The following is a 13,494-nucleotide window of genomic DNA, read 5'->3' on the forward strand; positions in this document are numbered from 1 at the left end:
ATCACTAATCAAATATAAGTAATGGCACTTTTCTGTCAAATTATTTGCATTTTTTAAGCAAAAGTTTGGCATTAATGGTTAGTTACTTCTCTCCAAAATTTGCTTATATTTATGCATAAGTAGAGTTTCGTTATTCCCACAGTCAGCTATGAATACAAATTATTTATCTAAAAAGTATTGGACTGGTAAATTACTGCCAAGTTGTGTTTTTTTATTATTTTTAGCCACTAGTAATATAGCTTGGGGTAACTATATTCCACCAAAAAAACCTTCTAGACCTTCAACACCAACTGGTTCAGACTCTGGAAGAGGTAGAGGTAGCTGTAGTAACTCTGCTAACACAGAGCTAGCAGTTCTTGCCCCTGCGAGCTATTTTGGACAAGCAGTTTCTATATATCCAACATTTGCTTGGTTTGTACCTAAAGAGGAATTACCTAATAAACCTGATATCGAGTTTAGCATTTATGAATATGATGTAAATACAAATGATAAAAAAGGTAGCTACATCCAAAGGTTACGACAACCAAGTATACCTGGCATTATGAAAATCTCTCTTGATAAGGAAAAACCTGGTTTAGTGGTTGGGCAAAAATATTTTTGGCAAGTAAAACTTATATGTGAAGAAAATGATGATTCTAAGTCTATAATTGTCAATGCAGTAGTGGAAGTTGTTGCCACATCTCCTGGTTTAAAACTCAAACTCTCTGATGGCAAAAGCAGTCTGAAAAGGGCTGAAGTCTACGCAAAAGAAGGATTATGGTATGAAGCTTTAAGTACAACCTTAGAAGGCATAGAAAACAAAGAATATCAGCTAAAACTTTTAGAACAGTTGAGCAATTCAGAACAAGAAGAAGCAAGAGGTATTAGTAATGATGAGTTCAAAATACAATTAGAAAAACAAGCATTAAACCTTCGACGAATTGTTAATGATGAGAAAAAACAATGATGAATAACAAGAGGATGGATAAATTATAATGCAGTAAACATAACTGTTCAGATTTAACCATCCCTCTTTACAACCAGTTGCCAATTAATACAATTCCAGACCAATAATACGGATGTTTGTCTTTATCTCCTATCTTTGTATTTTCAATAATATTTTTTTGTACGAGTTGTAAAGCTTCGGCTTTAGTGAGGTAAGATTCATTCTGCAAGTTAGCATAAAAACCTGCTGCAATGGATGCCGTTGCCCTATCACTAATTGTCCAAAGTGAAGCTAAAGCACTTTTTGCTCCTGCTTGTATTGCAACACCTCCTAAACCGAGTGCAGAGCGGTTGTCTCCAACTGCTGTTTCACAAGCAGTCAAGGCTAATAGCTCTAATGGTTCTGTATTGCGAGTAAAACGACGAATTAGAATATCTAAATCCTTAAATGTTAGTTTTTCATTGTTGTTTTTATCGTTCTTAGCGCCAGTTACAATGAAAGTATCTTCTGGACGAATACCAAATTGCCCGTGAGTTGCTATATGAATTATAGGGTAAACTTGTTTACTTAATTCTGTTCTTATACGTTCGCGTGTAAAATTTTGATCTCTCAATATTAGCGAATCTGGAATTTTCTGTGTGATATCTTTGATTTCTTGATTGACGTAGTTAAGCTCGTTTAATGGCTGTTCATCGACAATTGCTTTTTCAGTTAAGCCTAAAGCAAGTACACGCAATTTACGAAGTTTAATTAATTCTGCTTGTGTCAAAGTAAAACTAGGGATTGTTGCAATTGCATATTTTTGAATTAAAAATTTTTCACCATCATGAAGTGCTGCCATTGGAACACTTCTAAAAATACCATCTTGAATAAAAACTAATGTCTTAATAGCTCTTGATTGTAATTTTTTATTAAAAGGGGCTATTAGCTCTTTATAAATATCTTGAGAATAAGAGATATCTGGTTTTTTATGATCACCTTTTTTATAATCACCAATAGTATCCCCTTTTTTTCTTAGTACATTTCTAAAATCATTGATTTTCTGTATCATTTCTCCTTTATTTATAGAAGACCAATGCAAAATGTTCTCAATATTATCCCCATCTAAAGTAGTTAAAATAACAGCTGTCCTATTTTCTAGCATAAAGGTACTAATAAAAGCCGTACCTTTTGAAATTAGACGCGATTTAAGCAACTCATTCAAGAACGATTCTGGCTTGATATTACGTAAATTATCCCTACTTTTGTTGAATGCTGGAAAATTACAATCATCGCCAAAATAGTTTTGTAATTCTGCTAATTTTAAAGAATCAATAGTCTTAAGAATAGAACTGAAATTACTTTTACCGTCTTTAGGCTCAATAGATTTACCTGATGCTTCAACCGATGACTCTAAACTGAGTTTCATTGCAACTAAATCGCGGTAAATTGGCTCGATACTATCTCGGAAGTCAAATTGAATATCTCGATTTGCTGTTAAAATATCAGCACGGGTGCTTCCTTCTAATGTATTAATTGCTCGCTCGTAAGCTTTAATTGCTTCTTCTGTCTGGTTTTGCGCCTTAAGAATACGTCCAATTTGCCACTCCCACAAATACAAGCTATCTGGCGACTTTGCTGTTTCTGCTGCGACTCTGGCTTTTTCGGTAAATGCGATCGCACTCCCATATTCTTGACGACATTCGTACATATAACCCTTTTCTCCCAACGCAAATGACTCTGCACGACTATCTTTCAGGGTTTGGGCAATATTAATAGCATCATCGAGTAGTTCTTCAGCTTGCTTATCAAAATTTGATGCTATACATTTCCTCACTGTTGATTTTTGCAAATTGATTAAATTTATAGTCGTATATACTCGTTCTCGATTTCGGGGTAAATCTTTTAAGATATTATTCCCTTGACCTAATAATTTTTTAATTTCTTGGGAAGGATTAATTTTATTAAGTGTGTTATCAGTATCTAGAATTTCTTTAAATTCTTTTTGTTCTAAAGTTTTGTATAGATGACCTAAGCTTTCTATTGCTTTAATTTCAGATTTTTTATCTAATTGAATTTGAGCATTTGTCAGGCTTTGCTGTAAATGAATATATGATTTTTTGATTTCTTCCTTGGCATATTGTTTAAATTTGGAAGTATCATTAAAGCTTCCGACTGGACTCAAAGCGCGACGGTAGTTTAATAAGGCTTTTTGTAAATAGGTGTTACCTAAACTATTGTTCAGTGAAGTAAAATAAACAGGATTTTTCTTTTCTTTTTCTTTTGCTTTCTTTAAACCAGATTCAAGATAGTAAATTGCCTTTTCGTAATCGTCTGTTCCTGTTAGGCGATAGGCATCACCTAAAGTACCTAAAATAGCTATTTCTAAATTAGTGTCTTTGACATCGGCAAATTGCAAAACACTATTTTTTGTACAGTTATCATGATTATCTTTTTGTTTCTTCTTGTCCTCATTATTATCATTTTCTTCAGGATTACACAAAAGCGCGATCGCCTTTTTTGGTTGTCCGATACTGCTGTATACCTGCGCTAACTCAGTTGTGGCTCTAGCGATTTTTTCTTCTCTGTGCTGAGTGCTTTGAAGTTTTCGATATAAGCTAATAACTTGCTCCCAATTCTTAATTGCAGCTTCTGTTTGACCAATTTGTGGATATGCTCTCGCTAAATTTTCTCGGACAATAGCTTCGCTAACAGGGTTTTGATTGTTTTTGTAGAATTGTAGCGCTTCGTTCCAAAGGTCGATCGCTTGTTGAAAATTTCCTAAACGATAACTGTCGATACCTTTTTGAACTAGTTGACTTAGGTTACTATTTTGTGCTGTTGCGATTTCACCTATTTGCACCTGTAAATTTGTGGATGATAACTGACCCAACCATAGAGAAAGAGTAAAGCCGATAACGCAGAATAATGCTATCAATCTATGTTTCTGATATCGGCTTGACACGGGTTAACTCCTGTAGCTGATTGTGGTTTGAAAATTCTGTGCAGAGAAAAAATATACACATCTCACAGAAGGCTTTAATTTAATAGACTACCAAAAAGCTTGTCACTAGAAAATCATGAATCCTAGCTACTGAGTTATCAAAAAAGATTGCGTAAGTAAAATTAGATATTCTAGTGTTTTACAGAGTACACACATGATAATCTGAGAAATGGAATCAGTATAAATACAGATTTAGCGATCGCGTTTTGCTCTAGAGCTTTGAGTGGTGGGAGTGGGGAAAGTGAAAAAACTAGGCAGGGGTAGAAAAGTTAGGCGATCGCATTGTAGTGCAAAAAAAGCATCGCCTACTTCGGTTTTGTTGGGATGCTTGGGTGCGTTAGCGAAGCTTTCCTGGGGAATCGCACAGTTTACCGTTGGAATTGCCGCTTTCATCAGTCCAGCTTTGGCTCAGAGTAACATAGTACCGGATAATACACTCGGTTCTGAGGCTTCTAGGGTAATATTCAACTTTAATGGCACTCCCAACGAGGTGATTGGAGGTGGAGCGCAACGGGGACAAAATTTATTTCACAGTTTCCGAGAGTTTAATGTTGGTGAAAATCGAGGAGCTTATTTTTTTGTTTTCGATCCAAACATTCAGAATATTTTGGCACGGGTAACGGGAAGCAATCGCTCAGATATTTTGGGTATTTTAGGGACTCGGCAAGTAATTGATGGTGATCTTTTCCGTTCTAATGCCAATCTATTTTTGATGAATCCCAATGGTATTGTTTTTGGGGAAAATGCAAGTTTAGATATCGGTGCTTCGTTTTATGCGACTACTGCAAACGGGATTCAATTTGGAAATCAAGGAAATTTTAGTGCGACAAATCCCCAGACACCAGAGGTGTTAACTGTTAACCCATCGGCTTTGTTTTTTAATCAGATTAATCAAAATGCAGCTATTCAAAATAACTCAATCGCACCAGCAGGAATATCTCCTTCAGGACTTAATGCATCTGGTTTACGAGTGCCAGACGGGAAGAGTTTATTACTTATAGGTAGCGACATCAAAATGGATGGAGGCAGATTGCGAGCCTATGGTGGTCGAGTTGAGTTAGGAGGATTGTCTGCTGTTGGAAACATCAATCTTCAGCTAGATGGTAATAATTTTAGTTTGGAATTTCCAGAGAACATCACGCGGGCAGATGTATCTCTCAAAAATGCTGCAAATATAAATGTGAGTGCTGGGAATGGCGGAAGTATAATAGTCAATGCTCGTAATATAGATATTTTACAAGATAGCGCCCTCATTGCTGGCATTACACAAGGTTTGGGTACATCTGAAACTGTTGCGGGGGATATAATTCTAAATGCTACGGGAGAAATCAATGTTTCTGGACTTGGGAGCGGAATTTTCAATTTTGTAAATTTGGGAGCAAAAGGTAATGGAGGTAATATTTATATCAATTCTAGTTCCCTCCTATTACAGGATAGCGCTCTACTCGCTGCTTCAAATTTAGGAAAAGGAAATGCGGGAAATATCGTTATAGATGCTCGTGAAGATGTTTTGTTTGATAGGGCTAATGCTTCTAGTACAGTTGGAAATCAAGGGCTTGGTGATGCTGGCAATATTTCCATTAAAGCTGGGTTAGTATCTTTGAGCAATGATACATACTTATCTGCTAGTACTAGTGGACAAGGAAATGCTGGCACTATTGAGATCAACGCCCGCGATAGTATATTTTTTGATCAACAGAGCTACGCTTATAGCCTAACAACAACTGAAGGGGTAGGAAAAAGCGGCAATGTTAATATTAATACCATGTCTTTGTCTTTGAAAAATGGTTCACAACTGAGTGCCAGCACTTTTGGACAGGGAGATGCTGGTAATGTAACCATTAATGCTAGCGATACAGTCCGCTTTGATGGAAAAGCTAGTGCAGCCTTTAGTCTTTCAGGGACGGGAGCAGTAGGTAAAGCTGGTGGCATTAGTATCACCACTAATTCACTATTTGTCACTAATAATGCGGGGCTAGATAGCAGTGCTAGTGGAAGAGGAGATGCTGGAAATGTGAACATCAACGCCAGTAACATCACTGTCTTTGATATGGGAAGCCAAGTATCTGCTCTCGTAAATGCTAGGGGAGCGGGAAAAGCAGGTACGATAAATATCAACACTGGAAAGCTCTCTGTCAATAATGGTTCACAATTGAGTGTCAGCAGTTTTGGTCAGGGAAATGCTGGTAATGTAACCATTAACGCTAGCGATACAGTAAATTTTGATGGAGCAGGTAGTGCGGTTTTCAGCATCTCAGGAGCAGGAGCGGTAGGTAAAGGAGGTGGTATTAACATCTCCACAGGCTCATTATCTATGACAAATGGAGCTTTTTTGACTGCTAGCACCCTTGGACGTGGAGATGCAGGCACAGTGAGCATCGATGCTCGTGATAGAGTAGTTTTTGATGGTGTAGGAAGCAATGGACTCAATAGTGCTGCTCGCAGTGCAGTATTGTCTGGAGCGGTAGGTAATGGTGGTGAAATCCGCATTAATACAAGGTCATTATACGTTAGTAACGATGCTGAACTGACTACTAGAACTAGTGGTAAGGGAGATGGTGGCAATGTCACAATTAATGCTCGCGATATAGCCTATTTAGATAAAAATGCTAGGATTTCTAGCTTTGTCGAAGCAACAGGTGAGGGTAAAGGAGGGGATATAAATATTACTACTGGCTCGTTATCTGTAACGGATGATGCCACAATTTTGACTAGCACCCTTGGACGTGGAAATGCAGGCAATGTCTTCATACAAGCCAAAGATTCTGTTTCTTTCTCAAATGGTTTTATATTTAGTTCTGTAGAAAGTGAAGGATTGGGTAAGGGTGGAGAAATTAATGTTACAGCTAACTCTCTTTCATTAGTGAATGGCGCTCAATTTGTCGCCACTAGCCGTGGAGCTTTTGCTAATGTAGAAATTACTCTTGCTGGAAATCCTTCCATAGATTTTTTTGACTTTATTAGAAGTTCTATTAACGCTGGAAATATCCAGATTAATGCAACTGACAATGTTAGTATTTCTGGTTTTAATCCCATCAATGGCGATTCCAGCGGATTATTTACAGATACTGAAACTTCAGGTAACAGTGGCAATATCACTATAAATACTGATGTTTTTAGTATACTTGATAGTGGTTTATTAGACGCAAGAACTTATAATTTTGGTGATGCTGGAAACATTACAGTCAATGCACGAATAGTCGAGGTTCGTAATGGGGGACAACTTACTACAACCACCACGAGAGGTGGTAATGCAGGTAAGATTCTAGTCAATGCTAAAGACCAAGTAATTGTTTCAGATACCTACATAAATCCCAATAATACAGAAGCTCAAGTTCCTAAAAGGTTTCTGAAAGATGATACTAATAGTGGTTTCTTTGTTCGTTCTTCAGGCTTTGGTGTTGCAGGTGATATTGAAGTTAACTCGCCCAAAGTTACTTTAGATAAACAAGGAAGATTAATCGCTGAATCAGCATCAGGCAATGGGGGTAATATTAAGCTGGTAATTAGGGATTTACTCCTCATGCGCCGTGGTGGTCAAATCTCCACCAACGCAGGGACGGAAGAAAAGGGCGGTAATGGTGGTAACGTCAATATCAACTCAAAATTTATCATTGCTATTCCCAAAGAAAATAGTGATATTGCAGCCAATGCTTTTGAAGGGAATGGTGGTAGAGTTCAAATTAACACTCAAGGAATATTTGGTACAGAGTTTCGTTCCCAAGAAACAAATCAAAGCGATATTACTGCTAGTTCTAAATTTGGTGTTTCTGGTATTGTCACAATCGAATCTCCCGATAATAGTGCGATCCAAAACAACCTGGGCAAACTTCCCCAAACCGCCATCGATACCAATGCTCTCATCGCCAATAGTTGCATAGCCCGCAGAAATCAACAACAAAACGGTTCCTTCTTCATCACTGGTTCCGGTGGTGTAGCTGTACGTCCTGGTGATGCTCCGCTTCCTTCCTATTCCACTGGAGATGTGCAACCAATCCCAGCAGAATCAACAACATTACCAACACAAACACGACCTTGGCAAATTGGCGATCGCGTTATCGAACCAACTGGAGTATACGAACTGCCAAATGGCAAACTTGTACTTGGTAAAGAATGTTGATTTTATACCCCAACTAAGCCCTAACAATAGTTACAGAACGCCCATTTTTTGTAGTTGTGACTTCAGTTGTTAATCGTTCTTCGATGGGTAAAGCCTTGGCACGTAAATCGAAAATAATTAACCAACCAAAATTTACCCCCAACCTTGCCAAATAGGAATCTAACTGTTCAATACCTGATTCCATTGGGTCTCTTCTTTTATCCCGCCAAGCTTTTAACTCGATTCCTAGAGTAATCTTGCCATATCTCAGACATAAATCCATGCGATCGCGTCCAATGGCATATTCCCTTTCTAGGGTTCCACCCCCATTCACCACCCGATGTAAAAATGCCATTAGTACCAAATGGGGAGCAATCTCATGGTAAGAAGCACTACCAAGTAACGGTTCCCCATGTTGTTGCCAAAACGCTAAAAATGCCTGTAATAGCTTATCCGTATCTAACTCACCTGACTGAGTTAACCAAGTAGGTGCTATTTGAGGCAAAGAAGCCATCGGTGTTACTGTTAATACTCTAGGTAAAACCTCCCGATAAATTGGATTAGCGATCGCCAGTCCTCCCAAAGCGTGCATTTTACATAAGCCCAGGTCAATGACAAATTGGATATCATCATTTGGCACATCCCCTAGTTCTAAACCTGCAAGTATAGGCTCAATAATTGCCTTAACTCTCGGTTCTCGCAGTCTTTCGGCTAGGGAATCAAGATGGGTATCTTGCCTTTTAATTAGTATTTCTTTGGCTGCGTGAATATGCCCAGGTGTAATTGCTACATTTACATCCGTCACCATCTCTTCGACAATTTCTTTAGCAAGGGCATTTACCAACCAAGGTTGTCCCTGAGTCAAATCAAATGCTGTTGCGATCGCTTCCGGGGTAAAAACTTGTCCCGTGTCTTCGGTATGTTGTTGGTATAATTGTTCAACTTCACTGGCATTAAAATCTCTCAAGGTGAGGGAGCGGACTTTGATATTAAAGGGGCTTGCTGTATTTAATCTATTACTTCCACCAGAAGCAACCTTATAATCTCGTACATCTCGCAAACCGATTAACCCGACAGATAAAGGAAAGTTTTTTGGACGTTCGGGATAACCATCACGTAACTGCCGCAAAATTGAAATTAGGGCTTTATCCTGCAAAGAGTCGATTTCATCAATAAATATTACTAAAGGTCGGGGTGAAGTTTGCGCCCATGCCTGCAAACTAGCTCGAATCCTTTGTCCTGCATCCTCAAACTTCCAAGCAGGTGGTTGTAGTTCTTGGGGTAAACGGATTGCGATCGCATCACTCCAAGCACCAAGAATTGCTAATTCGGCTGTTCCAGGATCATCACTAAACGGTGCGCCAACTTCCACAGATACCATGACTGCCGCATAGCTGCCGCTTTCTGTAAGTTGTTTTGCCAAAGCCAGCATTGCCGTGGTTTTACCCGTTTGGCGAGGAGCATGGATGACAAAATAGCTTTCTTGGGCAATTAGTCGCTCCAAAGAAGGCAACCTCACAGTTGGCGGTAGCATGTAGTGAATGTCGGCTTTACAAGGACCTGCGGTGTTAAACCAACGAGGCATAGGGACTTGATGACTATTGTTGAGATGTCCTTAGTGTAGCGCTTCGGGCCATAGCTATTTTTCGCTTATTTTCTTTTCTGTAATGTTCTTACGTGATATTGTGAGGAAGAGAATCAGTGTAAATACTAGTTTTATTATTAAATTTAAAACTTTTATTTGTGGGAAAGAAAAGAGTGCAAAAATTGGGCTGGAGTGGGAAAGTGTGGCATTTCCTTGAAATATCGTCTGCTTCGCTTCTGTTGGAATGCAGAGGTGCAATATTGCAGGGATATAAAACTCTGTTGCTTGCATCAATTATCTTTTCTCCATTTACGGGTTCCCAATGGCCAGTTTTGGCTCAAAGTAATTTAGTCCCGGATAATACACTCGGTTCTGAGTCTTCTAGGGTAATCAACAGTAGTAGCAACGAATTTATTCTAGGTGGAGCGCAACGGGAGCAGAATTTATTCCACAGTTTTCGAGAATTTAATGTTGGCGAAAATCGAGGTGCTTACTTCTTTGTTTTCGACCCAAGTATTCAGAATATTTTGGCGCGAGTGACGGGAAGCAATCGCTCGGATATTTTGGGTATTTTAGGGACTCGGCAAGTAATTGATGGTAATCTTTTTCGTTCCAATGCCAACTTATTTGTGATGAATCCCAATGGTATTTTGTTTGGAGAAAATGCTCGTCTAGATGTTGGTGCTTCGTTTGTGGCGACAACCGCTAACGGTATTCAATTTGGCACTCAAGGAAATTTTAGTGCGACAAATCCCCAGACACCAGGGGTGTTAACTGTTAACCCATCGGCTTTATTTTTTAATCAGATTACTCAAAATGCAGCGATTCAAAACAATGCTAGCTTATCAGTTTCTGAAGGTAATAGTTTGCTGCTGATAGGTGGGAACGTCAATATTAATGGTGGAATATTGTTTGCTCCTGGTGGACGAGTTGAGTTGGGGGGTTTGACGGAAAAGGGGAATATTGAAATTCAAAAAGACGGTGATATTTTCAGTTTGACTTTCCCAAACCAATTGCAGCGCGGTAATCTGTCGCTAAATAATAGCGCTCAGGTATATGTGGTTTCTACTGGAGGAGGTAGTATTGCTTTCAATTCTCAAAATATCGATATTTCCGGAGCAAGTCAGATTTTTGCGGGGATTTTGAGAAATTCTGAGACTGTTGCAGGTGATATTAACCTCAATGCAACGGAAGCAATCAAAGTAGAACAAAACAGCTTTATAGGAAATTTAGTTACTTTTGGTAATGGAGGTGATATTAATATCAATGCAAACACCTTTTCTATCTTTGGAAGCAGGGTAAGTACCAGAACATCTGGAGAAGGGAATGGAGGGAATTTAACAATTAATACTAAAGACTTGCTTGTGCAAGATGGAGCGCAAATAAGTGCTGGTACACTTGGTTTAGGTAATAGTGGAAATTTAAATGTTAATGCCTCCAATAGTGTCAAAGTAATTGGTGTAACAGGTAATAACATTCGCAGTACTTTGGCAAGTCAAGCACTTGAAGGGTCAGATGGAAATGCAGGAACTTTAACAATTAATACTAAAGACTTGCTTGTGCAAGATGGAGCGCAAATAAGTGCTGGTACATTTGCCGCGGGAAATGGAGGGCAATTAACTATCAATGCTACTAACAGCGTGCAAGTGCTTGGTTCATCTGGCTTGTTTGCTGCTGCTGAAAGAAATTCAACAGGTGATTCAGGAGATTTAACAATTACCACTAAAAAATTGCTATTAAGCGATAACGCACGAGTTAGTGTAGCGATGGGTGGTGTTGGGAAAGCAGGAAATTTAAATATTAATACTCAAAATTTATTAGTAAATAATGGGGGGCAGATATCTGCTGGTCTTTTTGGGTCTGGAAGGGGAGGAAATTTGATTGTAAATGCCGAGGAAGTGCAATTAATTGGTCGCTCTGATGATGGTCGTTTTGGTAGTGGTTTATTTACTAGTGCTGACCCTGATTCAATTGGTAGTGCAGGAGATTTGACAATTAACACCCAAAATTTACTTGTGCAGGATGGGGCGTTAATTGGGGCTGACACATTTGGTAGAGGGAACGGAGGTAATTTAACTGTCAATGCCTCCGGCAAAGTTGAATTAATTGGTACATCTGATGATGGTCGTTTTGGTAGCGGCTTATTTGCTCAACAGAAAGAAACGGGTGGAATTGGAAATGCAGGAAACTTGAAAGTTAACACCCAAAATTTAATAGTTCGAGATGGTGCGCAGATAAGCACTGCTACATTTGGTGCTGGTAGAGGAGGTAATTTAACTATCAATGCCTCAGGAAAAGTCCAATTGATTGGTAGGAGTGCAGACAATAGTTCCCCTAGTGGTTTAAATTCTGCTGCTGCAAGAGGTTCCACTGGTGATGCGGGTGATTTGACAATTAATGCCCAAGATTTATTTATACGTGATGGAGCAGAGGTCATTACTGCAACAAGAGGTGCAGGCAACGGAGGAAATTTAACTATCAATGCTCTTGGTAAAGTCGAACTTATTGGTAGGTCTACTGAGAATATTTATGGCTCTGCTTTGAGGACTTCTGTAGGCCCGAGTGCAAAGGGGAATGCAGGTAACTTGATCATTAACACTAACGATTTATTTGTACGGAATGGTTCACAAATAAGTGTTGGGGTTTTTGGAGCAGGCAAAGGGGGAAATTTGATTGTAAATGCGATGAGGAAGGTAGAAATCACAGAAGAATCTACAAATAATTTTTTTTCTAGTGGATTATTTGGTCAAACAGAGTCAGGTACTACCGGAGATGCTGGCGATTTGACAATTAACACCCCTGAGTTACTGGCAGAAAATGGTGCTGGTATATCCGTACAAAGTTTTGGAACAGGTAACGCAGGTATTTTGAATATTAATGCAGCCTCTATACGCCTAAACAATAATGCTCTGATCACTGCCAACACCCAGAGTGTTAACAAAACACCAAACCGTGAACAAGCAACAATCAACCTCAACACAGAAAATTTACTTCTCCGTCGCAACAGCAACATCACCACCAATGCTCAAGGTGAAAATGTCATTGGTGGCAATATTAACATCAATACAAAATCTTTAATTGCCTTAGAAAACAGCGATATTGGTGCTAATTCTACTGACTTTCGCGGTGGGCGCGTTTCCATAATGGCGCGAACTATCTTTGGTACCCAAGCCCGCAACACCCGAACTTCAGAAAGTGACATCACAGCAACAGGTGCAACACCTGAACTGATTGGTACAACTGAAGTTAACTCTCCCGATAATAGCTCGATCCAAAACAACCTGGGCAAACTTCCCCAAACTGCTATCGATATCAATGCTCTCATCGCTAATAGTTGCATAGCTCGCAGAAATCAACAACAAAACGGTTCCTTCTTCATCACTGGTTCCGGTGGTGTAGCTGTACGTCCTGGTGATGCTCCACTTCCTTCCTATTCCACTGGAGATATACAACCAATCCCCACAGAATCAACAACATTACCAACACAAAAACGACCCTGGCAAATTGGCGATCGCGTTGTCGAACCAACTGGAGTATACGAACTACCAAATGGGAAGCTTGTACTTGGTAAAGAATGTTGATTTTCTATAAAGGAGAGACAAAAGCGGTGCAACAGGTGCTTCAAAAAATAATTATTTCGGTATTGGCGATCGCCGCTTTTAATCCAATTTCTCTCACCGCAACAGCCCAATCAACTCCCCCTGCTGGTGTTAATATTCCGCCAAATATTCCCGAACAAATCGAAACTATTCCCAAAACCCCTGAACCTCTTCCCCCAGCAGAAATTCCTTCTCCTGCTCCCACTTCTCCACTACAAACTCCTTCTAATCAACAACCCCCTCAACAACCAGGGCTGTTTCATTCCCTAAAACACGTAAAATAGCAAGTGTTGAGGGGAAAAA

The 13,494-nt window shown here is 39.3% G+C and carries 6 protein-coding genes; 4 read left to right on the forward strand and 2 right to left on the reverse strand.

Features of this window, described 5'->3' with window-relative positions; genetic code table 11:
* The first annotated feature begins 148 nt into the window (after positions 1–148).
* Complete coding sequence (locus AACU25_RS33725; protein ID WP_096583169.1) at positions 149–946, forward strand: DUF928 domain-containing protein; 798 nt, start codon at positions 149–151, stop codon at positions 944–946.
* Positions 947–1,013: 67 nt separating this feature from the next.
* Here AACU25_RS33725 and AACU25_RS33730 read toward each other — a convergent pair whose 3' ends face one another.
* Positions 1,014–3,869: a CHAT domain-containing protein gene (locus AACU25_RS33730; RefSeq protein WP_339382103.1), complete on the reverse strand. Its 2,856-nt coding sequence runs from the start codon at positions 3,867–3,869 to the stop codon at positions 1,014–1,016.
* 280 nt (positions 3,870–4,149) lie between these two features.
* On the opposite strand from AACU25_RS33730, the gene AACU25_RS33735 reads away from it, so the two are divergent.
* Positions 4,150–8,028, forward strand: coding sequence for a two-partner secretion domain-containing protein (locus tag AACU25_RS33735; RefSeq protein WP_190446011.1), 3,879 nt, complete (start codon positions 4,150–4,152; stop codon positions 8,026–8,028).
* A 13-nt stretch (positions 8,029–8,041) separates the two neighbouring features.
* Here AACU25_RS33735 and AACU25_RS33740 read toward each other — a convergent pair whose 3' ends face one another.
* The gene (locus AACU25_RS33740; protein ID WP_096583174.1) at positions 8,042–9,592 is read right to left on the reverse strand and encodes an ATP-binding protein; all 1,551 of its coding nucleotides are present in this window, start codon (positions 9,590–9,592) and stop codon (positions 8,042–8,044) included.
* A 200-nt stretch (positions 9,593–9,792) separates the two neighbouring features.
* On the opposite strand from AACU25_RS33740, the gene AACU25_RS33745 reads away from it, so the two are divergent.
* Together AACU25_RS33745 and AACU25_RS33750 are read left to right on the forward strand one after the other, a co-directional pair.
* Positions 9,793–13,173, forward strand: coding sequence for a beta strand repeat-containing protein (locus tag AACU25_RS33745; protein ID WP_339382104.1), 3,381 nt, complete (start codon positions 9,793–9,795; stop codon positions 13,171–13,173).
* 26 nt (positions 13,174–13,199) lie between these two features.
* The gene (locus AACU25_RS33750) at positions 13,200–13,475 is read left to right on the forward strand and encodes a hypothetical protein (RefSeq protein WP_321206883.1); all 276 of its coding nucleotides are present in this window, start codon (positions 13,200–13,202) and stop codon (positions 13,473–13,475) included.
* The last annotated feature ends 19 nt before the right edge of the window (positions 13,476–13,494 follow it).

It is taken from the genome of Tolypothrix tenuis PCC 7101 (assembly GCF_963874875.1).
Taxonomy (GTDB): Bacteria; Cyanobacteriota; Cyanobacteriia; order Cyanobacteriales; family Nostocaceae; genus Aulosira; species Aulosira tenue.